Source organism: Evansella cellulosilytica DSM 2522 (assembly GCF_000177235.2).
GTDB classification, from domain to species: Bacteria; Bacillota; Bacilli; order Bacillales; family Salisediminibacteriaceae; genus Evansella; species Evansella cellulosilytica.
In genome coordinates, this window is sequence record NC_014829.1 from 3649111 (window position 1) to 3675082 (window position 25972).

Annotated in this window: 28 protein-coding genes; 5 read left to right on the plus strand and 23 right to left on the minus strand. The window is 36.4% G+C overall.

Annotated features, from left to right (window positions below; all coding sequences use genetic code 11):
* Window positions 1-99: 99 nt before the first annotated feature.
* Window positions 100-1185: a spore coat putative kinase YutH gene (yutH, locus tag BCELL_RS21750; protein ID WP_013489985.1), complete on the minus strand. Its 1086-nt coding sequence runs from the start codon at window positions 1183-1185 to the stop codon at window positions 100-102.
* Window positions 1186-1406: 221 nt separating this feature from the next.
* Here yutH and BCELL_RS16935 point away from each other — a divergent pair, with 221 nt between their 5' ends.
* Window positions 1407-1898 (plus strand): phosphatidylglycerophosphatase A family protein, encoded by a 492-nt coding sequence (locus BCELL_RS16935; RefSeq protein ID WP_013489986.1) that lies wholly within the window; start codon window positions 1407-1409, stop codon window positions 1896-1898.
* Between the two features lie 185 nt (window positions 1899-2083).
* On the opposite strand, the gene BCELL_RS16940 is transcribed toward BCELL_RS16935, so the two are convergent.
* The 3 genes from BCELL_RS16940 to BCELL_RS16950 all read right to left on the minus strand — a co-directional run bounded on the left by BCELL_RS16940 (window position 2084) and on the right by BCELL_RS16950 (window position 4307).
* Complete coding sequence (locus BCELL_RS16940) at window positions 2084-2848, minus strand: TIGR01457 family HAD-type hydrolase (protein ID WP_041808369.1); 765 nt, start codon at window positions 2846-2848, stop codon at window positions 2084-2086.
* A gap of 140 nt (window positions 2849-2988) precedes the next feature.
* Window positions 2989-3630 (minus strand): helix-turn-helix transcriptional regulator, encoded by a 642-nt coding sequence (locus tag BCELL_RS16945; RefSeq protein WP_342633088.1) that lies wholly within the window; start codon window positions 3628-3630, stop codon window positions 2989-2991.
* A 212-nt stretch (window positions 3631-3842) separates the two neighbouring features.
* Window positions 3843-4307, minus strand: coding sequence for a DUF86 domain-containing protein (locus BCELL_RS16950; protein WP_013489989.1), 465 nt, complete (start codon window positions 4305-4307; stop codon window positions 3843-3845).
* Window positions 4308-4414: 107 nt separating this feature from the next.
* Between BCELL_RS16950 and BCELL_RS16955 the strand changes: the two genes are divergently transcribed.
* The gene (locus tag BCELL_RS16955; protein ID WP_013489990.1) at window positions 4415-4681 is read left to right on the plus strand and encodes a DUF3055 domain-containing protein; all 267 of its coding nucleotides are present in this window, start codon (window positions 4415-4417) and stop codon (window positions 4679-4681) included.
* A gap of 74 nt (window positions 4682-4755) precedes the next feature.
* Window positions 4756-5046 carry a hypothetical protein gene (locus tag BCELL_RS16960; RefSeq protein WP_013489991.1) on the plus strand — a complete coding sequence of 97 codons (291 nt, stop codon included), beginning with the start codon at window positions 4756-4758 and terminating at the stop codon, window positions 5044-5046.
* Window positions 5047-5262: 216 nt separating this feature from the next.
* On the opposite strand, the gene BCELL_RS16965 is transcribed toward BCELL_RS16960, so the two are convergent.
* A complete protein-coding gene (locus BCELL_RS16965) occupies window positions 5263-5538 on the minus strand; it encodes a YutD family protein (protein WP_013489992.1) in 276 nt (91 codons plus the stop codon).
* A 147-nt stretch (window positions 5539-5685) separates the two neighbouring features.
* Between BCELL_RS16965 and BCELL_RS21755 the strand changes: the two genes are divergently transcribed.
* Window positions 5686-6336, plus strand: a complete 651-nt coding sequence (locus BCELL_RS21755) for a YhcN/YlaJ family sporulation lipoprotein (protein ID WP_013489993.1) — start codon at window positions 5686-5688, stop codon at window positions 6334-6336.
* Between the two features lie 97 nt (window positions 6337-6433).
* On the opposite strand, the gene lipA is transcribed toward BCELL_RS21755, so the two are convergent.
* Window positions 6434-7315, minus strand: a complete 882-nt coding sequence (lipA, locus tag BCELL_RS16975; RefSeq protein WP_013489994.1) for a lipoyl synthase — start codon at window positions 7313-7315, stop codon at window positions 6434-6436.
* Window positions 7316-7588: 273 nt separating this feature from the next.
* Here lipA and BCELL_RS16980 point away from each other — a divergent pair, with 273 nt between their 5' ends.
* Entirely contained in the window at window positions 7589-8596 is a 1008-nt protein-coding gene (locus BCELL_RS16980; RefSeq protein WP_013489995.1) for a M23 family metallopeptidase, read from the plus strand.
* 239 nt (window positions 8597-8835) lie between these two features.
* Here BCELL_RS16980 and BCELL_RS16985 read toward each other — a convergent pair whose 3' ends face one another.
* The 17 genes from BCELL_RS16985 to BCELL_RS17060 all read right to left on the minus strand — a co-directional run bounded on the left by BCELL_RS16985 (window position 8836) and on the right by BCELL_RS17060 (window position 25950).
* Window positions 8836-10170: a sodium-dependent transporter gene (locus BCELL_RS16985; RefSeq protein ID WP_013489996.1), complete on the minus strand. Its 1335-nt coding sequence runs from the start codon at window positions 10168-10170 to the stop codon at window positions 8836-8838.
* A gap of 354 nt (window positions 10171-10524) precedes the next feature.
* Complete coding sequence (gene yunB, locus BCELL_RS16990; protein WP_013489997.1) at window positions 10525-11370, minus strand: sporulation protein YunB; 846 nt, start codon at window positions 11368-11370, stop codon at window positions 10525-10527.
* Window positions 11371-11975: 605 nt separating this feature from the next.
* The gene (locus tag BCELL_RS16995; protein ID WP_013489998.1) at window positions 11976-12464 is read right to left on the minus strand and encodes a dihydrofolate reductase; all 489 of its coding nucleotides are present in this window, start codon (window positions 12462-12464) and stop codon (window positions 11976-11978) included.
* A complete protein-coding gene (locus BCELL_RS17000; RefSeq protein WP_013489999.1) occupies window positions 12461-13255 on the minus strand; it encodes a thymidylate synthase in 795 nt (264 codons plus the stop codon). Before BCELL_RS17000 ends, BCELL_RS16995 begins: the two co-directional genes overlap by 4 nt.
* A gap of 41 nt (window positions 13256-13296) precedes the next feature.
* Window positions 13297-14403 carry an HD-GYP domain-containing protein gene (locus tag BCELL_RS17005; protein WP_013490000.1) on the minus strand — a complete coding sequence of 369 codons (1107 nt, stop codon included), beginning with the start codon at window positions 14401-14403 and terminating at the stop codon, window positions 13297-13299.
* Window positions 14404-14466: 63 nt separating this feature from the next.
* Window positions 14467-14769: a YunC family protein gene (locus tag BCELL_RS17010; protein WP_013490001.1), complete on the minus strand. Its 303-nt coding sequence runs from the start codon at window positions 14767-14769 to the stop codon at window positions 14467-14469.
* 85 nt (window positions 14770-14854) lie between these two features.
* Window positions 14855-16231, minus strand: coding sequence for a bifunctional metallophosphatase/5'-nucleotidase (locus BCELL_RS17015; protein ID WP_013490002.1), 1377 nt, complete (start codon window positions 16229-16231; stop codon window positions 14855-14857).
* A gap of 31 nt (window positions 16232-16262) precedes the next feature.
* Window positions 16263-17087, minus strand: coding sequence for a sulfite exporter TauE/SafE family protein (locus BCELL_RS17020; RefSeq protein WP_013490003.1), 825 nt, complete (start codon window positions 17085-17087; stop codon window positions 16263-16265).
* 95 nt (window positions 17088-17182) lie between these two features.
* Window positions 17183-18025 (minus strand): DUF72 domain-containing protein, encoded by an 843-nt coding sequence (locus BCELL_RS17025; protein WP_013490004.1) that lies wholly within the window; start codon window positions 18023-18025, stop codon window positions 17183-17185.
* Window positions 18026-18107: 82 nt separating this feature from the next.
* Window positions 18108-19505: a Fe-S cluster assembly protein SufB gene (gene sufB, locus BCELL_RS17030; RefSeq protein WP_013490005.1), complete on the minus strand. Its 1398-nt coding sequence runs from the start codon at window positions 19503-19505 to the stop codon at window positions 18108-18110.
* Between the two features lie 161 nt (window positions 19506-19666).
* Window positions 19667-20119: a Fe-S cluster assembly sulfur transfer protein SufU gene (sufU, locus tag BCELL_RS17035; protein WP_013490006.1), complete on the minus strand. Its 453-nt coding sequence runs from the start codon at window positions 20117-20119 to the stop codon at window positions 19667-19669.
* Entirely contained in the window at window positions 20106-21329 is a 1224-nt protein-coding gene (locus tag BCELL_RS17040) for a cysteine desulfurase (protein WP_013490007.1), read from the minus strand. Before BCELL_RS17040 ends, sufU begins: the two co-directional genes overlap by 14 nt.
* Window positions 21329-22636, minus strand: coding sequence for a Fe-S cluster assembly protein SufD (gene sufD / locus BCELL_RS17045; protein WP_013490008.1), 1308 nt, complete (start codon window positions 22634-22636; stop codon window positions 21329-21331). Before sufD ends, BCELL_RS17040 begins: the two co-directional genes overlap by 1 nt.
* Before the next feature lie 30 nt (window positions 22637-22666).
* Entirely contained in the window at window positions 22667-23446 is a 780-nt protein-coding gene (gene sufC, locus BCELL_RS17050; protein WP_013490009.1) for a Fe-S cluster assembly ATPase SufC, read from the minus strand.
* A gap of 553 nt (window positions 23447-23999) precedes the next feature.
* Entirely contained in the window at window positions 24000-24140 is a 141-nt protein-coding gene (locus tag BCELL_RS22935; protein WP_198284028.1) for a YuzK family famiily protein, read from the minus strand.
* Window positions 24141-24409: 269 nt separating this feature from the next.
* Entirely contained in the window at window positions 24410-24775 is a 366-nt protein-coding gene (locus BCELL_RS17055; RefSeq protein WP_013490011.1) for a carboxymuconolactone decarboxylase family protein, read from the minus strand.
* A 284-nt stretch (window positions 24776-25059) separates the two neighbouring features.
* Window positions 25060-25950, minus strand: a complete 891-nt coding sequence (locus tag BCELL_RS17060) for a MetQ/NlpA family ABC transporter substrate-binding protein (RefSeq protein ID WP_013490012.1) — start codon at window positions 25948-25950, stop codon at window positions 25060-25062.
* Window positions 25951-25972 lie beyond the last annotated feature (22 nt).

A 25972-nucleotide genomic window follows, 5' to 3' on the forward strand; every position in this document is an offset into this window, starting at 1 on the left:
AATTAGCGGGCTAATTGCATCTCCAAAAGCTATTGTTTGTTCCGTCTTCTCCCTCTCAACCGAAAGGGTTACTTAATATATAGGGAAGTGTATTTTTCATCATTTTTGTAAACGGGCTGCGATTTTATGTTGAGACATTTTCACTACTTCTTTCCGTGTCGTTTTTGAAGGAATCCAGTGAGGTAATTCAATATTAGAATGTAATTGAGCAAATTTATCTACAATAAATTTTAAAAGCTCCTCATAGTCACTTGCGCTTTCAAATATGTGCAAGCATTCTTTCTCACGTCTTCTCATTTGTTTCTCGTCATTTGATTGATAATATTCTTCGACCATCTCAAAATAATGAATAGGAAACATAAGCCTGGCAATTAATTTTTTTTGTTCATATGAAGTAAGCCGATGAATCATTTCATACTCTTTTAAAAATAATAATACTTCTTTTTTACATGCTTCTGACCAACCTTTTTCACTCCAAATGTTTCTAATATATTCTGCGATATCTCTTGTAAAGTGATCATACGTAAAATCAGTAGGAACTTTTATACGAGAGGTAGATGTTTCATCCAGTGTGAGCCATGTATTTGATTTAAAACGCACATGGCAAATCGTATAAAAGGGAGGCGTTTGCACTTGATTATCTAATTCCATGTCTGTGATGTATTGGATAGCATTTTCACTTAGACCTAGAAAGTATGGGAATGTTAGGCAAAACTGTTCATCAAAGTATGTTTTTCCGCTTTTATTAGATATATATACAAACCAGTTTTCTAATTGATCTAAACGTTTTGTCCATTTAGCTTTCCAACTTAAATTTTGTGAAGACTTTTGATGTGGTGCATAGCTCGCTCCTCGTTGATGAAATTTTGCGAGTCGTTTACCTAGATTATTATCACTAATAATCGTTTTACTACTTGGTATTTCAAATGCAATCCATTCTTGCCCATCAACATGTAGTGTCCGTCCCTTTCCATCTTGTCTAAGTAGCTTAGCAACATCTTGTTCCCCATAGAACTCCAACCACTCTGCCATTGCCTCTTTTTCCCTTATTATATTGAGCATAGCCGAATCTATTTCACGAAGGAGATACTGTACACCATCAGATAATATCAACTGGTCATCCCCGACACTCATCACTTGCTCTGGATATATTCTAAAGGTATCAAACATTGCTCTTTCTAACATGAGGGACTCCCTCCAATTCCTGTTCTAATTACTATATAGTCTATGACCTATAGAAAAAACTGTTCACAAAAAGAATGCATGATTCATGACAATTATACTTTTGTTCACCGACAAATATGAAGCTTACATTAGAATAAATTACATAAAATACACATACGATAATTTAAGAGCATTACAAAGTTAAAAAAGTATGTATGTCTAACACTTGAGGGTGATTTAAATTGAAAGAGAATAGCAAATACTATACGGAAACTGCAAGGAATTGGTTAATTGAACGAGGCGTATCTATTGATGATATTGCAGAGTTAGTGTATTACTTGCAGAAAAATTATATTGATGAGCTAACTTTGGATTTGTGTATTGAACATATCGAAGCTGTACTTAAAAAGCGCGAAGTACAAAACGCCATTTTAACAGGGGTAATGCTCGACCGTTTAGCTGAAGAAAAGAAGCTTGATGAACCACTGCAAGGCGTTATAGAAAGAGATGAAGGCTTGTATGGGGTGGATGAGGTTATTGCATTATCCATCGTAAACGTATACGGTTCAATTGGTTTTACAAACTATGGCTATATTGACAAACAAAAGCCTGGTGTCCTACAGAAGCTTAATGATAAAAGCCAAGGCTGTCACACCTTCTTAGATGATATCGTAGGTGCAATTGCTGCTGCAGCATCTAGTCGACTTGCTCATAGCGCTGAAGATACGGAATAAAAAAACTAAAAACGAGCTTTAGCAAGCTCGTTTTTAGTTTTTTTAGAAGCGGTGAAGAAATGATGTCACATGTCTTAAAAGTAGTAATGAGTGCTCTTCTCGCTAGTACGCGTCATCATTTCCACAGCCAAATTGTTGCATTATCTGTAATATAAAATAAGCAAAAGTTTTACTGATGCTTTATATTACACCTTCCACTCATCTAAAGAATCAATCGACCACGATGGCTGAATATCAATGCTAGACAAATGATCACGTGTTGTTACGCCTGTATGGACGATTATTGTATCCATTCCAGCATTGATCCCGGCCATAATATCAGTCGCATAATTATCTCCAACCATTACCGTTTTATTTTTTTCTACACCTAAAACTTCAAGTGCTTGCTGCACAATAATGGCTTCTGGCTTTCCAATATAAGTCGCTATCACTCCTGTTGATACTTCAACAACGGAACATAGCGAACCGTTCCCAGGTAAAAAACCTTTTTCTGTTGGAATGGCAATATCACCATTTGTTGATATAAAAGTTGCACCCTCTCTCACGAGTAAACACGCCTTAGCTAACTTATCATAAGTAAGTTTCCGGTCCAGTCCCATAACAACCACATCTACATTATCACTCGAAAATATCATTCCTTTATTCATTAATGCATCCTCTAATCCTTCTTCTCCAATCATGTAAACCTTCGTTTTACCGAAATGTTGCTCAATATAATTAGCTGTTGCAATGCTAGAGGTAAACACGTGATCTTTAGTTGCTGGAATATCCATTGACATTAATTTTTCTGAAACTTGCTTTGGAGTTCTCGAGGAGTTATTCGTTACAAATAAGTAAGGAATACCCTTTTTCTCGAGGTTTTTCACAAATCGAGAAGCCGCATCTATTTTCTCTTCTCCTCTATACATTGTTCCATCTAAATCAATTAAATAGCCTTCATAATTCTTCAACACCGAAACCTCCATTTTTATGAAAAAATCGTTCCTGTACCATCTATATAAAAGGCTATGTTTAACTTTGTAGTGGATTTTCGCTTCAGCCTTTACATATAAAAAAGAAACGCCACTACAGGTGAGTGACGAAAAGATTACTATTCAGGTATTATTGTATACTGGCAATATGAATCATGTCCAGTCGCTAAACATTTATGACATTGAATATTATCTGTATTTAAAAGTTTACGAAAAAGTTTGTGCTCCATTTCACATATGATTGGAAACTGTTTTGCAACTTCAGCAATTGGACAATTAAATTCCATAAAAGTGAAGCTGCCATCCTCTTCTTTCGTTACTTCCACCATATAGCCTTGGTCATTATACAATTTAGCTAGTTCATAAATTCTTTCATCAAATCGTTTCGAAACTAATCTTTTCTCGTATTTTTGCTGCTGTCTTTCCATGCGGCGGATAAACAATTGCTCAATTTTTTCTTGACCATCTAACTCCTGAAGGTCTTTTAACAATTCAATGACAAGCGTCCCATAATCTCTCGGAAACATTTCCTCTCCGTTGTGAGATAGATGATAGACATGAGTCGGTCTGCCCATCGCCTGTCGTAACAATGATGTCTCAACTATTCCATCGCGCTCAAGAGTATTTAAGTGTCTCCGGACAGCCATTTCGGTAATGTCCAATTCCAACGCAATCGCAGAAACTGTAAGTTGCTTTTTTCGCTTCAATATACTTAAAATAAGATCTCTCGTTGAAGTCGTATTCGTCGCCAACTTTATCACCTTCCTTCTCATTTCATCTTAGCTAATAAATGAAGTTTCGTAAATTATGAAAAGAGAATGTTTAAAAATTTGACTTAATCCGTTCATATTTTGTTCACTATTACAAAAAATTGCTAATTTTACTCACCATTAACTATCATGTGAGGTTGACTCAAAAGGATTTTTTGTACCTTTTGAGTCAACCTCACCTTAGGCAGTATCTGTGTAGATCTTTATTGACGATTTTTCTGTGGAAGAAAAGCCGAAACAGGCCCTAACTCATTTTCCAAATACGCTCTTACTTTTTGTGGAAAAGTAATGAGTACTTTCAACTCTTCTTTCATTATGTTTATAAGCATATTATGATCGATTACAGTATACTCTTGAAGAAGCTGTTTTCTTAACTGAATAACTCTTTTAAGTGATTTGCCATCACTTGCTTCAATAACCCTTTCATCGATTAATATATCAATAACGTCGTCATAACTCCCTGGATCCCTCATGATAAACCCATCGATCATTTGATTCCCAACATCAATCATCGTTTCAATACTCATATGTATGACACGCTCTAAAGCTAACTTTTCTTCAAGCGCATTCCAGCTTTCTTTTTCAGAAAAAAAAGTCAATAATTGTTTGTAATATTCTAATCTCTCACCTAGTAATTCTCTATCAACAAAGTACACAACGGTCACCATCCTTTTCCTCGTTAGTATATCATAAATAGGTTGAAATTTATTTTAGTGGTTTTTTTTGTTATGATGGAAATAGTCAAGTTTATCAAGATGAAATGAGGAGGGTATACATGTCAGAGCGATTTTTCTTATACGACGAAACAGAAGAAACAAAAACAAGATATGTGAGTTTTATGGGGGACTCACAACGGTTTGACTTAGCAATTATCAATACGTCTCGTTACTATGGAAAAAAACTAATATTAGACATACAATCAAATCGTTCAGCCATCATTGGTACAGACGATCTAGAGGAACCTGGATACATAGAGCATGCTTTTCAACTTAATGATGAGGATGCAAACGAACTAAGAGATTTTTTATATGAAGTTATTTAATCAATGACTACCTTAATTTAGTAAGATGTTTTTCCTTCTTTGCAACATACTAATGTTAAAAAGGAGGTTTTTTTATGAAAAAATACCGTGATCATAAAGGTATGGAAGGTAATCAAAATTACAGAGATTTTATTGCTGTTGAAAAAAATAAAAATGAAATCATTCCTGAAGCAACCCCAGAAGGACCCTATGGCTCACCAATTGAAGGAACTTTAGGAAAAAACTCTCCTTGGAAAGAAGATCAACAAGCAATAAGTGCTTTCACTTATGAAAACAGAAATTTGCATGAGGGACTCGAACGTAAAGATCCTGGAGCACATCCAACACATGACGACAAACGGCAAAATAAGGACGAACCGTTCTAAAAGAGGAGGACTCCACGGGATAAATCCGAGGGCACTGAAGCAGGTCGATATTGACCTTTTCAGCGCCCATTTAATTTCTATTGAGTGCAATGATAACGCACTATCATTGTGTTTCTTATAGCGAGCACTCGATGACTGTTTACATTGCCAGAACTATCAATAGCTTGGTATATACACTGTTTACACATTAATCCCATTTCATTTATTTGAGATCAATTATTCCTTCACTTTTTTTAATACAAAATAAGCACATCCAAAATTACAGTATTCATAAAGGTATTCTTGGAGTGAGCCAATTTTTAAGTCAAAGGTAGTTTTTTTATTATCATCTTTGAAGAAACCCTTTAATCTTAGCTGATCATATCCCCAATCACCAACAATGTAATCATATTTATTTAGAACGTCACTAAATCTATTTTTAAATTCCTCTTCATTCCAACCATTCCTATTATCTTCAATTACTTCATAAGTATTTCCTTGAATACGAATCATTGATATGCACACCTCGCTTCTATACTATATCTTGCCTTATTTATAAATAAATTTCAATATACAAAATGTATTCAGCATAAATAGAACCAATATTTACTAACGTTATCGCTTATACAATCGGTCATCCTAATGATAGGAGGTGCGAATATGAAGAACCAACGATTATCTCTCTTACTCTGTAGTATTGGTTTCACAATTGCAGTGACTGGATGTGGAAATGATAATGCAACGGGACCAACGGGGCAACAACTCGATTTTTTACAAGAATACCACCAACCATCACAACATTTCGTAATTAATAGGCGATCAAGTGACGATGTAGATGAATACAACCGATTCGGTTTCCAAAGGCAAACAGAAGAAACTGCATACGCTGGTCAGAGTATACCTGATTATGCTGTTTTTGATAGAGCCTTACTTGCTGACAATATTAGTAAAATGGTTGCTACAAATCCTTATATACGTGAGGCTGGGGTGCTCGTTACTGATCAACACGTCTTAATTACTTACACTCCAGAGATGGACGATACGAATATTTACGATATAGCAACACAAGTTAAAAAGACAGCATATTCGGGTGTGCCAGCATTTTATGATGTTTATGTTGCAAATGATATGACATTAGTCGACGAAATAGAAAGATTTCAAGGGCTATCGACAAGAGACCAAAATTACGTTCAATCACTGAATGCTACGATTGAGTTATTACTTCAATATCCACAAGGAGAAGATATTGATTTAAATGAGCCTTTATTGGAGGATCATCGTAATAATCAAACAAGCAGACAGAATCAATAACACTTTAATTGAAAGAGGGTGACTCAATAGGTTGAATATTACCTTTTGAGTCACCCTTAATCCATGCTAGCGCCGTATAGCAATATGTTCTTAACCTTTATCGCTGTTCAGCAGCATTTACTTGTTCATCAGCATGATAAGAAGATCTTACGAGTGGGCCAGATTCGCAATGCTTAAAGCCTTTACTTAATGCGATATCTCTTAGCTCGCGAAACTCTTCTGGGGTCCAATATTTGACTATTTTTAAATGTCCCTTTGTAGGCTGCAAATATTGACCTATAGTCATGATATCAACGTTATTTGCACGCAAGTCATCCATTGTTTCTATAATTTCCTCTTTCGTCTCGCCCAAACCAATCATTAAACTTGATTTAGTAGGAATATTTGGCTTCATTTCTTTCGCTCTTCTCAAAAATTCTAATGATCTCTCATATGTTGCTCTTGCTCTTACTCTTGGTGTAAGTCTTTTCACTGTTTCAATATTATGATTTAAAATATCGGGCTTCGCATCCATCAATATTTTTAGATTTTCTTCTTTTCCACCCATGTCTGACGGAAGTACTTCGACAGTCGTAAAAGGATTTTTTCGACGAATGGCTTTTACTGTTTCTGCAAATATTTCAGCACCACCATCTTTTAAATCATCCCTTGCCACAGCTGTTATAACCGTATGTTTTAATCCCATTTGTGCTACTGAATCAGCTACACGTTCTGGCTCTTGACGATCTAATTCGGTTGGAAGTCCAGTTTTAACAGCACAGAATCTACAAGCACGAGTACAAGTGTCTCCTAAGATCATGAATGTTGCTGTTTTTCTTTCAGCCCAGCATTCATGAATATTAGGGCAGCGTGCCTCTTCACACACTGTATGTAATTTTTTCTCGCGCATCATTTTTTTCAATCCTGTATAAGATTCATTTGTATTTAATTTTATCTTTAACCATTCCGGTTTACGCACATATTCTTCTTGCTTTGACATTGTTAGTCACGCTCCCTGTATGTTCGCACATCTATATTTCTTTGCATACTTGTACTTTATTTCAGTATTCCAACTAAGGCGATAATCATTAGTTACTTTACCATGAAAACAAATAAATCTCAAAGGTTCTGTATATGCTGGGAGAAATTCCAAAGGGACTTTTTACAGATAAACTATTCATTTTAAAAATTACCAACATTTGTTGGAATGGATTGTCCCTATTTAATACAACACTATAAACATGGATAAAGTATGAAAGGAGTCGTTCATACAATGAAGAAAATTGTAGTAACATGCTTATTTTTACTGCCTATTTTATTCATTCTCCCCTTACAGGGATTAGCGGAAGACAAAAAAGATGATTTGACTTCTGAAGAGATTTTTAACGAAAGAATGGCACTGTATAAAAAGGCAGAAGCACACTCTCACATACCTTGGTATTATTACGCAGCAGTAGATAGCTATGAACGAGGATTAAGACAAGCTCGAAAAGATCGACCAAAAGAAGATGGTTTTATAGCTATTTATATTCCACAACAAAAATGGGTTGGCGAACTTAACCCAAATGAAGAAGACAAGTATGCTTTATCCATTTCCTTTTTTGACGGATTTGGACGTGATGGCAACGGAGACGGACTTGCAGACATCAATAATGATGAAGATATCTTGTTCTCATTTGCAGAGCACTTAACTAAATTCGGCAGTAATGAAGAAGATATTCGAATCGGTTTATGGGACTACTATCAGCGTGATAAAGCTGTCGAACTCATAACTGGACATGCAAAAGTATATAAAAAATTTAATACGCTCGATTTAAGAGAAAAATCGTTTATAGTACCACTACATTTTAATTACAGCTATAAAAGTACATTTGGTGATGCGCGTGGTTGGGGCGGAAGAAGAATTCATGAAGGAACGGATATATTTGCCGATCATGGTACTCCCGTAAAATCTACGACATATGGGGTTGTCGAGTTAAAAGGGTGGAACAAGTATGGTGGTTGGAGAATCGGTATCAGAGATAAGGATAATGTATATCATTACTACGCGCATTTAAGTCGGTTTGAAGATGGTATCGATCGTGGAGCAATTGTGGAGCCAGGAACAGTTATTGGATACGTTGGAAGCACAGGTTATGGAAAACCAGGTACATCTGGTAAATTCCCTCCACATCTCCATTATGGCGTTTATCGAGACAACGGCATTATTGAGTGGTCGTTCGACCCTTACCCACAATTGAGACAGCTAGAACAGAAGGAACGGAAGAAAAAACGAGGATAAGCGTCCGGACTTAACAGATTTCACTTTTTTTAGTGTCTCTAAGCAATGTGCGTAGCCGTCGCAATCATTAAAAAGCCTGATAGGAGTCGGTTTCTCCTATCAGGCGAGCGACGAGCGTAGCCATTGCAATAAAAATAAGAGGCACTGAAAAAAGTTGTTTTATACTTTTTCAATGTACCCTGATCTTCACCTTAATCAGTTCCCTTCCCTTTAGTTCCCGTATTTAAGCTTCTACAAGATTACAATATATTAAGAAGTAAGATCCATAATATACCTAGCGGTGCAATAATTCTAATAAACCAAATCCAGATGGTTCCAATCATTGTGTTTGTTAATCCCGTTTCCTTTAATGCATCGACTTTGTTCCATCCCCAACCTACAAATAAAGCGATAATCATTCCACCAAGTGGTAGGAAGTATTGATCGGTTAATAAATCAACGAAGTCCAAAAATGTTTCTCCAAAGATGAGGAAATCGAAAGGGCCGCCTTGACTTAACGCAGAGGGAATTCCCAGTAACGTGACAGCAATACCTGCTATCAATGTAGCTTTTTTACGACTCCATTTCATTTTTCTCATGACAAACGATACACTAACCTCTAGCAAAGAAATGGCTGAAGATAATGCTGCAATCGCTACTAAGAAAAAGAACAAGATTGCAAAAAACGAGCCTGCTCCTCCCATCAAGCCAAATACTTCAGGTAGCGTAACAAACACTAATCCGGCACCGTCTGTTGGAGCGATATTAGCAAACGTAAAAACTGCTGGAAAAATAACAATGCCTGCTACAATGGCAAAAATAGTATCCAAAGTCACTACTGTACCTGCTGCATGTGGTAACTTCGTTTCCTTAGACAAATAACTACTGTACGTAATCATTGCCCCCATACCTAAAGACAGAGTAAAGAATGCTTGCCCTACTGCTGCAGCATAAACATCTGGATTTCCAAAGGCACTCCATTCTGGACTAAATAAAAATGCTAAACCATCCGATGCACCATCTAATGTTAAACTAAACCCTGCCAAAATAATTAAAAGAATCGCAAGGAGTGGCATAAATATTTTATTAGAAAACTCAATCCCTTTTTTCACACCAAAGAATACGATCACTATGACAATCGCCATAAATAAAAATTGCCAAAATACAGGACCATATGAACCACCTGCAAAATTACTAAAGAAGTTTTCAAATTCACCTGCTCCTACACCTTGAGCAGTGCCAGTCAAATAGCTATATAAAAAGTATATGATCCATCCAGCAATAACCCCATAAAAAGATAGTATGAAAAATGAGGATAGAACCCCTAAAATACCGCCAAGTACCCACGGTTTACCTGGAGCAATTTTATTAAAGGAGCCAATGGCATCAGACTGTCCTCTTCTACCAACAGAAAATTCAGCTAATAAAACCGGTAAGCCTACTAAAAAAATGCACAAAATATAAATGATTAAAAATGCTGCTCCGCCATTCTCACCAGTTACATAGGAGAATCTCCAAATGTTCCCTAAACCTACCGCTGAGCCAACTGCGGCTAAAATAAATCCTAGTCTTGTGGCCCATTGTTCACGACTCATATTTCATTTCTCCCCTTTCTTTATTAGTTCAGTTTCACTAAGGAAAAGTATCGATGTATGTCCCCCTTTGTGTAGTAAAAGTATATTAGGTATATAACAAATTATTATTAAAATATTCTATTAATTTAGAATATGTATAATACTGTAAACTTAAAATTAACGCTGTAAAGGATGAAATTACCCAAAAAGAAAACACCTCCTAGTCAGAACGTGTTTTCTAGTATAATAATTTATTTTTTGTATCGTATACTAAACTAATGTCATCATGAACATTGTGATCACTAGAACTTTTACGAACGTTACACTGAACCTCATCTATTATAGTAATACTAGTGGAGAAATACATAAGCATTGCTAATTATTCCCAGAAGGTAACTCCGGCAACTCAAAATCACTAAAATCTCCTTGAATGCCTTGTTGCTGATCTATGTCATTCGGTGCAATAATAGCTGGAGTCACTCCATCTCCGCCACTACTATAAAACTGAGGTACATCTCCTGAAAGCCAGACGTTTGCAACAGGGATTGATGTTTTGACTACTTCTTGGTCTGTTGCAAAAGGGATAACCACTTGTACATCGGCTTCAATATCAACAGTTATGCTTAAATAAGTATTATTTATTCCAGTATTAACAATCTCTTGCCCAAAGTCAGCTTTCACTTCTCCGATTGTCGATAATCTTACAGGAACTCTTGGTCCTAGATGAGCCAAAAGGGCATTATTTGTTGCTTGCCCTAAAGGAATCATATGAATAATACCATCCTCGGTAAAAGTCGCACCCTCACGTTCTATATCGACATCGGTTGGGAGACTATAGTCTTTAATACGGCCATGCTCAATGTCGTTTAAATAATCTTGTACTCTTTTAACAGTTTCATGCTGTACTTTTAAATATATTGAATTGTTAATTTGAAACGATTGAATATTTCCATTACTATCATATTGGTATTCCACAATTTCATCGACATTTAAGTCTCCTATTACCTTCTTCGAAATTGCATCATTGATTGCTAATGTTCCTACCCGCTGTGTTTCTGTTTTAGCTATTTCAATGAGCGTTGGTCTAATCCCCGCTTCTACTATAATAAGTCCCTGTACTGTTAAAAAGCTAAAAATAAGTAGCGAAATTAAAAACACAAAGCGAAAGGGTAAGGGTCCCTTTCTTTTCTTACGGGGACGAAATGTTCTAAGATTCTTCATAGCTAGTCAACCCCCTTCTGCTTTCATCTATATGCAGGAATGGACAGCATCTTAACTAGAAATTTTTCTTTTTTTACTAAGGGTAATTTGTTGATGAATGTTGTTGGATGGGACCGGTTAATGACTTCTTCCGATCAGTTGATTTTGTTTACTTAATGGACTATGTGTGGGGGATCATACCTTCAACTAACTTTTTTGGCTCAAGGGTTGATGGCGATGCTCCTTCTTACCTTCGCACTATTTTTTCTTTGCTCACGGGCAGATGGCACGCTCCCTTCTTACCTCCCACACATTTTTAGTCTCTCACGGGCTGATAGCGACGCCCCATCTTACCATCACACTTCATTTTGCTTGCTCAATGGCAGATAACGCGCCAGCATCATCAAACTTCCCTATATAAAAAACAAAAAAACGGGGATATCCCCGTTTCATAAAGAGTCCATTGAAAAGATCCAGTTCAACTTTTTCAGTGCCTTTAGTTAGAATGTCAATGGTTCGTCGTTGTGAGTATGGCAAACCCACTCGTATTCAAAAGAGTGCAACATTGAAACTAGGAACTAAATAAGTTAAAGCCCGTCCTTTTTCACTTCCCTCTTTCTTAACACCTAATTACTTGTCCTTTCAAAAACTTGAAAAGTATGTTCATATTTGTTTTTCTCATCTACAATACCTTTTTCACTTGAAACTATTTTCCACTCTATTTCATCTATCGCTGGGAAATATGTATCTGCCTCAAATTCGGCATTAATAGAAGTAATATATAGACGTTTAGCAATTGGCATTAACTGTTCATACAGTGTGGCACCACCTATGACAAAGAACTCCTCTTCACTATTGACAAGGGGCTTTACATCATCTAATGAATGTAACACTTCTACCCCATCAGCATGAAAAGATTCACTTCTCGTAACGACTAAGTTTCGTCGATTCGGTAAAGGCCGTCCAATCGACTCGTACGTTTTCCTTCCCATTAACACGGAGTGACCTGATGTCGTTTTCTTAAAGAATTTTAAGTCATTAGGTAAATGCCATGGCATTTCTCCGTTTAGTCCAATCTCCCTGTTTTTTCCCATTGCTGCAATCATAGAAATCATACGGAGACTTCTCCTTTTATATGAGGATGTGGATCATATCCGACCAACTCAAAATCTTCAATTTTAAAATCTTCAATCCTTTTTACTTCAGGGTTTAGCTTCATTGTTGGTAAAGGTCTTGGGTCTCTTGTTAGTTGTAGATTAACTTGTTCGATATGATTTTTGTAAATATGAACATCGCCGAATGTATGAACGAAATCACCATAATCAAGTCCGCACTCTCGAGCAATCATCATTGTTAAAAGTGCGTATGAAGCAATATTAAATGGCACTCCTAAAAAAACGTCAGCACTTCTTTGATAAAGTTGACATGATAGTTTTCCGTCTGCTACGTAAAACTGGAAAAGGCAGTGGCACGGTGCTAATGCCATTTTATCAAGGTCAGCTACATTCCAAGCGTTTACTACTAGTCTTCGTGAATCTGGATTATTTTTAATTTGTTCAATGACATTACCTAACTGATCAATCGTCTCACCACTAGGCGTAGGCCAAGACCTCCATTGCTTTCCGTATACTGGCCCTAAATCACCGTTTTCATCTGCCCACTCATTCCAAATACGGACGTTGTTTTCCTGTAGATAGCGAATATTTGTATCACCTTTTATAAACCATAATAACTCATGAATAATGGCTCTTAATGCTAGCTTCTTAGTCGTTAACACTGGAAAACCGTCATTCAGATTAAAGCGCATTTGATAACCGAATGTACTAATAGTACCTGTTCCAGTACGGTCTGTTTTTTCAGTACCGTTTTCTAAAATATGCTTGCATAAATCATGATACTGCCTCATTTTAAACGTTCCTCCTCATTTTTATAAGCTTCTTTCTTATATTAAGAACCTACCATTTTTTGGGTAAGCGCAACTTCACACTCTACGATCGTTATATCTAGCTGTTTCATTAAGTCTAAATCGTAGGGCTTAACTGGAATGTTATTTTCTTCTATTACTCTAACGACAGGTCTAGTAGTGAACTCACCGTTTTGTCTAGCCACAACACCGACATGTCCGTTACTTAATACAACCTCCAACCCTACTGGGTAAAGTGCGACAGTCCTTGAGAAAACTTCGACCATCTCTTTTTCATAGAGCGTATTTACACCAGCATAAAGAATGTCAAGTGCTTCATGAGGTAGCTTCGCTTTACGATATACACGGTTACCTGTCACTGCGTCGAATACATCTGCAATGCCAATTATCTTTGCATAAAGGTGGATATCCTTTCCTTTAATACCTCGCGGATATCCTGATCCATCTAACCTTTCATGATGCTGGTATGCACAATGAGCTGCAATTAATGAGATTGTTTGCGATTTTCTTAACAAATCAAAACCAATGGTCGAATGCTCTTGAATAAGTTGAAACTCTTCATCTGTTAATTTATCTTGTTTGTTTAATATCTCAACTGGGATAGCAACTTTCCCTATGTCGTGAAGAATTGCTCCCATACCAAGCTCATTTAATTGCTTATCATTTAATCCGAGCTTATTTCCTAATGCAAGAGAATATATTGTTACATTTAATGAATGTTGAAAGACGTATGAATCGTAGCAATATACATCAGATAGCATAGATATTACTTCTTTTTGATCCTTAATACCATGAAGAATATTTTTAACAATAGCACCAAAGGTTGGACTTATTTTATCCATATCAATCGATTTCCCGAGCGTGATATCTCGAGACATTTTGCCAAAATTATTTTCAATTTCCATTACTGATTTTAGCTTCTCATGCTCTGGAATGACATCGTCAACGTAAATATCCTTTGTCTCGTTATCTTCAATGTATACAAAAGAAATTCCTTTTCGCTTTATTCGATCAATTATTGTTTTAGTCAAAAGCACTCCACTATTAAGTAATGCTTGTCCATTCTCATTATAAATTGCCTTTGCTAACCGATCATTTACCTGTAATGAATTAACTGATCGTATTCTCATCGTACTGCCCCTTCCGTGCACCTCTTGGTTGAAGCAGCTCCATGGAAGGAGCTGCTATTTTCCTTATGTTAATTTAAGTAAAAACTCTTTTCCTGTCATTCCTTTAGAGATGCCTAAATTCTCTGCCTCTACCGTAACAGACTCTAAAGGGGCTTCAATTAATTGTTCTATTGTTTTCACACCAACAGCTCTCCCTGCAACCACTTTGCGATCTTTTAATTTTTCGTTAAGTAACGCTACATCTAATGCTCCACACATGATATAACCCTTATCATTTGTAACTACTAAAAGGTTCGTTTTTGGCAGTACTACAGAGACTGCAGTAAAAGGTTTTCCTTCGATAAACATTGGCTGTACTTCGACCATTATTTCTTCACCCTTTCATAAGTCATTAACAACTGCATGTTAATAGCCTATGATTGATTCGAAAATTAGTGTCCGTCCCTTTTATTTATCGGTTCTTTAATTTCCAAATTAATATGTCTCTTAAAAATTCTGGCATATAATACGTTTTATCCTTACACCCGCTAATTTCAGGGTACAATTTTCCTAGAGTAAACATATCTAGTGTAGCTAGTTTATAGACCTTGTCTCCCTCAATTAATTCACCATGAATAAAAACATTGTTCTCATGAATAAAACCATCATGAGGCAATGTAAGACCATCAAAAATCATTTCTCCTAATACTTTACCACGGAAGCCAAAACCCTTTAATTTAAGCTCAATCATTTCCTGAGATCGTGCCATTCGTGTAATCTCCAATAAACCTTGACCAGTAATTGTTACACTAGCAGGATTGATAGGGTGAGGACAAATCCGATGAATGTCCTTTATTGTTACTTCACCTTCTTTTAAACCATCTAAAAGCACCCCTGCGTTTACCATACTTATATCTGCATCGCACCATTCTCTTAAGCCTCTTGCCAACAATCGTATTATTGGGGTTTCTTTATACCAATTCACTTCTTGGGGCTCGTCTAGCCTAGCTACGGTTTGATTTAATTGTTTATGTGAATCAATTTCAAGAGTAGTGAGTAAGTCCTCTGTAAATTGATCTTTGTTATTCGTATTTACTTTTATCGAATGAACATCAACAATTGGATCCGCTTCTTTATTTCTATGCGTAAGTTTAATTTCTCCAATATATTTTCCTGAACGTCCGGATTGGTTTATCCAAGTGCCATTAATCATTTTACCGCTCTCTAGTACATGGTGTGTATGGGCCCCAATGATGAAATCAAATTGAGGATACTTTACTGCGAGCTGTTCGTCTTGATGTAATCCTAAATGAGATAAACATATAAGGTAATCCACTTCAGGACGAATTTTTTTTATTAATGGTTCCAAGCAAGTGAATGGATCTGCTATTTTCCAACCTAACGTTTGATAAAAGAGAGAAAAAGGTATCGTAGCACCAATTACTCCAACTTTTAATTTATTTTTCGTCTCGATTATTTTATATGGCTTAGCCCAGGAAGGTCTTTCATTCGTTTCATCAAAAAGGTTACAAATAAGAACCGGAAAATTTGCTTCTTCATACAAACGATTTAAATCTTCTTTTGAAAAAGTAATTCCTTCATTATTACCGATCGTTACTGCGTCGTAATGAAGTTTATTTAATAGTGTTACATTCCCTTTTCCCTTTAATCCTTCAGAAATGGGATGTACACGATCTATGTGATCTCCGACATCAAATAAAAGTACTTCTTCACCGTTCGCCTCTGCTTCATTTCTTCTTTCTTTAATAAGCGCAACGACGGCTGACCAATTTTCTAATTGACTATGTAAATCGTTTGTATGAAGAATTCTAAGCTTCTTCACTTTCACCCAATTCCACCGCCATTCTGCTTACATCACATTAACTTCCCGTAATGCCTTGATATATCAATCTAATTCCAATGATAATTAAAAATACTCTTAAGAGATTAACGATAGCATCGCTTTGCATTTTTCTATTTATCGCTGCACCAAGTTGTCCACCAATCCAAGCACCTGGAAGTAATGCTAAAACATATAGCCAATCAATGTTACCTAAAGCCATATGTGATACTGAGCTTAAAATGGCTGATAAAAAAATCATGAGCATAGATGTTGCAACAGCGATATGGGGCGGAAAACCGAATAACAATATCATTGCAGGAACCATTAAAGAGCCCCCACCAATACCAAATAGCCCTGAGCACATACCAACGACAAACCCAATGAGAATGCCTATAATTGGGTGATAGCCGTATGTAATCTCAACACCTGCACGATTAACATACGTCCGCTGTACCCCTTTTTTTGCAGGCTTCAGTGGTAAAATGTACTTCCTTACCATTAATACGAACGATACTAAAACAATAAAAGTACCAAAAATAATTAGAAAGATGTCCGTATTAAGATCTTTATTTAACCAAACACCAAATAATGCGCCTGGTCCACTTCCTCCAAAAAAGATGAATGCACTTTGGTAATCAACTTTCTTCTGTTTTAAATACGCTAATGTGGAAGATAATCCTGTAAAAATCATAATTAACAGAGAAGTTCCAACAGCAATTTGGGGTGTAATCCCATGCAATATTGGCATATACCCACTTAGCATCATCAATGCCGGAACAACGATAATACCTCCGCCAAGTCCCATTATACTTCCTAAAATGGCAGCTACAAGGCCTAAAAGCAATAATATTATCCATTCCATATAAAAAGACCTGCTTCCTTTTTTGTTATGCAGTCATGCATATATTCCCTCAGAAAAACAAAAAATGTGACAAGAAATCCGATTATCTTCTATTATCAATCAAATAAGTGTAATTGTCGAGGCGCTAATCCTATATAATTTAACTTTAATTTTTCAATAAACTGCTTCCCATTTTTTGCTGCATGACCACCAGAATTATTATTAAACAAAACGTAAGATTCTTTCGTTTTATGAGATAGATTTTCGATTTTTTTAGCTAGATCTGTTAACTCTTCATTATTATATTCATATAAATACCTAACATCACGCCAATTTTCACCTTTTCTCGGACTAGACCAACCATAAATATTCCGTCCATGAAAACGGAACAGCGTTTTGTTTTTATTCGTAACATGAGGGACAAATGGAATAGAACGTTCTCCTGCTTGAGGCTCATCACATATACTATGTATCCATTCATCTTCTTCCATAAATGCAATTGTTTTTTCCATGAATTGTTCATTATACCATGAACGATGTCTAAATTCTAAAGCGATATCCCAGTGAGAAAACTGTTGTCTACAATATCTTAAATAGGTAACATTTTCTTTATTACATTCAAACCACGGTGGAAATTGTAAAAGGATCATCGCCAGTTTGTTCGCTTCCTTCATTGGCTGAATTGATTGTTTAAATGCTTCGAACATTTTTGTCCTTGAATCGTAAGGAATATCTCCTCTTAAGTGTCCCGTAATGCCTTGAAAAGCTTTCACTATAAATGTAAATGTAGAAGGAGTTTCTTCCATCCATTTTTCAATGTTTCGCTGTGGTGGGATCGCATAAAAGGATGAATCAACTTCTACAATTGGAAAGTGGCTAGCATACGTAGTGAGCTTATGTGATTGTTTTTCATAGAGAGAGTCATGATCTCCCCAGCCTGTTAAACCTACCCAAATCACAAAAAAATCCCTCCTCCCTTATATCGAAAAAACCTAATCCAGACAAAATAGTCTGAATTAGGTTATGACATCAAAATTAGTTTTACCCTATAGAGCCTTCCATCTCGAACTTGATGAGACGATTCATTTCAACCGCATATTCCATTGGGAGTTCTTTTGTAAATGGCTCAATGAATCCCATAACAATCATTTCAGTCGCTTCTTGCTCTGATACTCCACGACTCATTAAATAGAATAATTGTTCCTCAGACACTTTAGACACTGTTGCCTCGTGTTCAAGTGTAATATTGTTGTTTAATATCTCATTGTATGGAATTGTATCTGAAGTAGACTCGTTATCCATAATGAGTGTATCACATTCGATATTTGCTTTAGAACCTTCAGAACGACGTCCAAAGTGACAAATACCACGATACGTTACTTTACCACCATGCTTTGAAATCGACTTAGACACGATTGTTGAAGAACAATCAGGTGCTAAGTGTGTCATTTTAGCTCCTGCATCTTGATGTTGTCCTTTACCAGCGATTGCAATAGATAACACATTACCACGTGCACCGCGACCCTTCATGACAACAGCAGGATACTTCATCGTTAATTTAGACCCAATATTTCCGTCAACCCATTCCATCGTTGCATTTTCTTCTGCAACTGCACGCTTCGTTACTAAGTTAAATACGTTTGGCGCCCAGTTTTGAATTGTAGTATAACGGCAATATGCATTCTTTTTAACGATAATTTCTACAACCGCACTGTGAAGTGAATTCGTTGTATAAACTGGTGCTGTACAACCTTCTACATAGTGCACAGAGCTATCTTCATCAGCAATAATCAACGTACGCTCAAATTGACCCATGTTTTCAGAGTTAATTCGGAAATAAGCTTGCAATGGTGTATCAACCTTAATTCCTTTTGGAACGTATATGAACGATCCACCAGACCAAACAGCTGAGTTTAAAGCAGAAAATTTGTTATCTGTTGGCGGAATTACAGTACCGAAGTGCTCTCTAAATACAGCTTCATTCTCTTTTAGCGCAGTGTCTGTGTCTTTAAACACAATTCCTTGCTCTTCAAGATCTTCTTTCATATTATGGTATACAACCTCAGACTCATATTGCGCAGATACACCGGCTAAATACTTTTGTTCTGCTTCTGGAATACCTAGCTTATCAAATGTGTTTTTAATCTCTTCAGGCACTTCATCCCATGATCTCTCTGACTTTTCCGATGGTTTAACATAATAAGTAATATCATCGAAATTTAATTCAGACAAATCTCCGCCCCATTGTGGCATAGGCATTTTATAAAATTGTTCTAATGACTTCAAACGGAAATCTAACATCCATTTCGGCTCATCCTTCATACGGGAAATTTCCTCGACGATTTCTTTCGTTAAGCCCTTTTTAGAGCGAAAAATCGAAACGTCTTTATCGGAAAAACCGTATTGATATTCACCGATCTCAGGCATTTTCTTTGCCATAATAAACCCTCCCTTAAAAAATTATAACACTCTTCCATGTACCCTTTTTAAACGTTTCTTAAAGCCATGAAGCTTGATAAAGGGAAGTCATACAATGGCTAAAAGATCTATACGTCTATTTTACACTACTAAGACAGTGAAAACCAAGTGATTGTCGCTATCTATTCTTCCTCATTATTATTAGTGTCTACACCTTTTTCCATCGCTTTCCAGGCAAGTGTTGCACACTTTATTCTTGCAGGGAACTTAGCAACACCTTGAAGTGCTTCTATATCACCTAAATCGAAGTCACCTTCGTCATAGTCTTTCCCTAACATAATCGATGAAAAGATCTCAGAAAGCTTTAAAGCATCATCAACTGATAACCCCTTGATCGCTTGCGTCATCATGGATGCAGAAGACATACTGATGGAGCAGCCTTCACCTACAAACTTTGCGTCTGTAATTTTCCCATCCTCTACACGCATTTGTAGCTCAATACGATCTCCACAAGTGGGGTTATTCATATTTACTGTTAATGAATCCCCTTCTAACTGACCACGATTACGAGGATTTTTGTAATGATCCATAATAACTTGACGATACAACGTATCTAGTTGATTACCTAAAGACATTTCCAAAATACTCCTTTGTTTTTATTAATGCTTTAACAAAAGCATCTACATCTTCTTCTGTATTATACAAATAGAAGCTTGCTCTAGCAGTTGCTGATACGTTCAACCATTTCATTAACGGTTGTGCGCAATGATGCCCTGCACGAACCGCGATACCCTCAGCATCAAGAACAGTTGCTACATCATGAGGATGTACATCCTCACAATTAAATGTCACTAATCCGGCACGATGCTTAGGTCCATAGATCTCCACTCCGTCGACATTGGACAATTGATCCATTGCATACTGGACTAGTTTATGCTCATGTGCTTCAATATTGTCTAAACCAATATCATTTAAGAAGTCAATGGCTGCACCTAGTCCTATTGCACCTGCAATAATTGGTGTACCTCCTTCAAACTTCCAAGGAAGTTCCTTCCATGTCGACTCTTGAAGACCGACAAAGTCAATCATCTCTCCACCAAATTCTATTGGCTCCATTTTATCTAACAGTTTTTTCTTCCCATATAGTACCCCGATGCCTGTAGGAGCACACATTTTATGACCAGAGAAAGCAAAGAAGTCACAATCTAAATCTCTCACATCCACCTTCATATGTGGTGTGCTCTGTGCACCATCTACGACCATTATTGCACCGTTTTTATGTGCAATTGCTGTTATTTCTTTTATCGGATTAATTGCCCCAAGGACGTTTGACACTTGCATAACAGAAACGATTTTAGTTTTATCGTTTACTGTCTCCTCGACGTCCTTAAGATCAATGGATCCATCTGCTTGTAAAGGTAAATATTTTAATGTCGCCCCAGTTGCTTTAGCGACTTGCTGCCAAGGAATAATATTACTATGATGTTCCATAGGTGTGATAACAATTTCGTCATCTGGCCCTAAATTCTCTCGTCCGTAGCTTGAAGCAACTAAATTAATTGCTGTCGTCGTTCCACGAGTAAAAATAACTTCCTCAGTACTTTTAGCATTGATAAAGGAACGAACCTTTTCTCGCGCACCCTCATACCCATCTGTAGCAAGTGTTCCTAAAGTATGAACACCTCTATGAACGTTAGAATTATAGCGTCGATAATAGTCATCGAGCTTTTCTATCACTTGTTTTGGCTTCTGAGAAGTAGCTGCGCTATCTAAATATACTAAAGGGTGCCCATTTACTTCCTGATCTAATATCGGGAACATTTGACGGACTTCTTGAACATTCATTAGTATACTTTCCTTTCTATTACCTCAATCAATTGCTCTTTTACAGATTCAATAGGTAGTTCGTTAACTACAGGTGCTAAGAATCCGTGAATAATTAAACGCTCTGCTTCGCGCTTTGAAATTCCTCGGCTCATTAAATAGAACATTTGAAGAGGGTCGATTTTCCCTACTGAAGCTGCGTGTCCTGCAGTTACATCATCTTCATCAATAAGAAGAATTGGGTTAGCATCTCCTCGTGCTTTTTCACTTAACATGAGTACACGCTCTGTTTGCTCACCGTTAGATTTCGTTGCACCATGCTCAATTTTAGTAATTCCATTGAATATAGATGTAGCTTCCTCTTTCATTACACCGTGCTTCAGTATTTGGCCATCTGAATGCTTCCCGTAATGTACCACGTTTGTCGTAAAGTTTTGTACTTGCTTGCCTCGCCCGATAGCAACAGTTTTTGTATCCGCATAAGAACCTTCTCCGTGAAGATACGTAGTATTTTCAGATACCGTATTACCATCGTTCATCTGACCTAATGCCCAGTATAGCTTCGCATCTTTACCGTTCACTTGTCCGCGACGATTTACATACGTTGTTGTTGCTGTTGAGAAGTTGTCTACAGCACCAAAGTTTACAGTAGCTCCATCCTCAACATAAACTTCAGCTACAATGTTAGCTACAGTTTCCACTGCTTGACCTTCTGTAACATAGTTTTCAATATATGTGACAGAACTATTAGCTTCAGCAACGATTAAAACATGGTTAAATAGGCCAAACTGTCCTTCTTGTGCATAAACAGCCTGTAAAGGTACGTCCACTTGCACATTTTTTGGTACATATATAAATGTCCCACCATTTAATAGTGCTGTGTGAAGGGCTGTTAAACGATTTTCATCTGGTAAAACAGCTTCAGACATAAAGTATTTTTCAACTAGATCAGCATGCTCTTTTAAAGCAGTCTCAATATCGGTAAAAATAACGCCCTTACTAGCTAAATCTGAACTAACATTTGTAAAGGTAGTTACACCATTTTTTTGAGCAAGTAAATTTTGTATTTTTTCTTCATCACCAATAAGACCTTTCACTTCATCTGAAAGTTCAGCAAATTGTCCACTAGTTTGCACGTTAGCTTCCAAAGATAATGGTGTGAAGTTCCATTTCGTAATTTTTGTTTTATCAGGTTTCGGTAGATCTAAAGTACTCGCTTTCTCTATTGACGAAACTCGTAAGTCCGTAAGCCACTTTGGCTCCTGGCGATCTTTAGAGAAGCTAGTAACACTGCTTTGATCTACTGGAAGTTTAGTTTCCGCTGTCATCTTCATTCCTCCTCTTAAAAACCGTCGTTATTATTGGCCTACCGTTTCGTCTTCAATACCTAATTCTTCTTTAATCCAGTCATATCCTTCCGCTTCCAATCTTTCAGCTAATTCAGGTCCACCTGATTTAACGATACGACCTTGCATCATAACATGGACAAAGTCCGGAGTTATGTAATTAAGAAGGCGTTGATAGTGAGTAATAATAAGGCAACCAAAATCATCACTACGCATTTCATTAATACCTTTAGAAACAACCTTTAGTGCATCAATATCTAAACCAGAATCAATTTCATCAAGAATAGCAATTTTTGGTTCAAGCATCATTAGCTGTAATATTTCATTACGCTTTTTTTCTCCACCAGAGAACCCTTCGTTTAAATAACGATGTTGGAATGATTCATCCATTTCTAACGTATTCATTTTTTCATCCATTTGACGAATAAATTTCATAAGAGAAATTTCGTCTCCCTCTTCACGGTTAGCATTAATAGCACTACGAACAAAATCTGCATTCGTAACACCACTAACTTCACTTGGATATTGCATCGCTAAGAAAAGTCCTGCACGTGCACGCTCGTCAACTTCCATTTCAAAAAGGTCTTCTCCATTAAAAGTTGCGTTCCCTTGCGTTACTTCATATTTAGGGTGTCCCATTAAGGCAGAGGCTAAAGTTGATTTACCAGTTCCGTTCGGACCCATAATTGCATGAATTTCTCCACCTTTAACTTCGATTCCAAACCCTTTCAAAATTTCTTTATCTTCAATTGATACATGAAGATCTTCTACTTTTAAGCTTGGCTTAGTCATTTTCCATACCTCCATTTATTTTACGTAATTGAATGAAAAGAAATAACTCCATTATGAGTCTTCTCTTTTATTTTCGTACCAGTATGATACTTAAAAAGCTTAAGACTAAGAAATTAATATCATTCTCAATCTATTCTCATTACAATCTTATATCAAATGCAAAACCAGTTCAAGGAAAAGGAACCTATTCACAATTTAATTTTTTTACTTATTCTACACTTTTTTATGAACAACTTATGTATTTTCCCAATAATTCTTTGTTTTTATTCACAAATTTTTCAATTTTGCGTATTCAGCCTACTTGACATTACAGCTATATTTTTCACTAAATCTCATTAATTATGAATGAGCAAGTGTTTATCATTCTCATCGAAATGATAATTTGTAACTCTAATTGAGAATGAATATCGTTTACATTTAGGAGAGAAGTTGTCCATAATGAGTGATATATGAAAACACGGTGTCTCCTAATAATACACTAACTAGACTCACCGTACATTTGCATAAAGAGAGACCCAAAAGGTATTTTATAACCTTTTGAGTCTCTCACGTTTTATTTATGAACTTGACGTTGGAATTCCGCGACAATGGATATAGACTGATGATGATCCTTTTCTCGCTGCTCTTCCACTTCCATTCGGTTCTCCAACTTACGATTGTATTCTGCATAACCGATTCCGTGAGATTGTTGCATCGCTTTTTCCATCTCAGTAGTATGTTTCGCTTGAATCTGATGGATAATAAATCACTTTCCTTTCAAATGTTTTTGAGGTAATCTTACTTAATTCTTATATTACCTCTGCTTTCTTTCACATATTTAATGGTAACACTTGAAAGAAAATGTGCCAAAAGGAGTTTTATGTCATAAAATATAACGTGAACGTATAATATAATCTGACATCGAACTACCAAACTCTTTTCTACATATCCACCAATATTCTCTTTTATACTTTCATTTTGAAACTAATGTGCCTGTCCTCCAAACTCTTGAAGGCATTCTTCAACTAAAGTAACTGCATTACTCATTGCAGCACCACCACCAAATGCTGCAGTTACGCCTACTGCCTCAAGTATTTCTTCCTTACTACACCCATGATCAATGCAACCCTTCATATGGTATATAATGCAATATTCGTCTTGACTATAAATGCCTATACCTAGGGCAATTAATTGCTTCTCTTTTTGTGAAAGGGCTCCTTCCTTAAAACACGCCTCCGTAAATTCGTTAAATTTACCAGCAATATCAGGCATTTGCTTAGTAAATATACCAATTCCTTCCTTATAATGATGCAATGCTTCTTGAATTGAACCCTCGTATTGATTTTCCATACTTCCCGCTCCTTCAAAATGATTTCGATCATAAACAATCATAGTATGAGTTATATGAAGGAAAGATATTATGGAAGGTTTTAGTCTTTTCTTAGAAGCAGTGGAATTTCGCCGTAGCTCTTAAAGTACTAGTGAGTAGTCTTCTCGCTACTACCCATGGCATCGGCACCTCTTTTTTATATGATTTTGCTCTTAAAATGAGAAAAACTCCATCCCCTAAGCTAATACATCTATAAAAAAGGTGACTCAGTAGGTAAAATTTACCTTTTGAGTCACCAGCATACTTATTCAGCAGGTACTACTGCACCATCATAAGTTTCTAAAATAAAGTTTTTAACATCCTCAGAACGAAGTACTTGTAATAATGTAGTGATACGCTCGTCATTTTCATCTCCACTACGTACAGCAATAACGTTTACGTATGGGTTATCTTGGTCACCAGACTCAAGTGCAATTGCGTCTTCAACAGGATTTAAACCAGCATCTAAAGCGTAGTTAGAATTAATTAAAATTGCGTCACCTTCATTGTGCTCATAAGCAGTTGGTAATAATGCTGCTTCGACATTAGCTAAAAACTCAAAGTTTTTTGGATTCTCTACAATATCATCTAGAGATGCACCAATACCTGCACCTTCTGCTAATGTAATTAATCCATGATCCTCAAGCATCATTAAAATTCTACCATGATCAGCAACTGAATCACTTAAAATAAATTGCGCTCCCTCAGGTAGTTCATCTAAGCTGCCATAATCTTGAGAATAAACACCAATTGGTTCAATATGAATGCCACCAGCATTAACAAAGTCATAGCCTTGTTCTTCAATTTGCATCTCTAAGTAAGGAATGTGTTGGAAATAGTTAGCGTCTAATTCACCAGCATCTAACGCTTCGTTTGGTAAAACATAATCGTTAAATGTAACAATCTCTAAATCAATTCCCTCTTCTACTAGTAGTGGCTTTACAAATTCTAACACCTCTGCATGTGGAACATTAGTCGCCCCTATAACTAATGATACTAATTCTTCAGTAGTTGCATCATCTTCTGTTGTTTCTTCTACTTCTCCAGCATCAGCAGTACCTTGCTCATCAGTTGTTTCATCTTCTCCAGTACCACAAGCTGCTAAAATACTTAACGAAAGACCAAATGCAGTAATTAATTTAACTAATTTTTTCATCTAAATTTACCCCCAATTATTT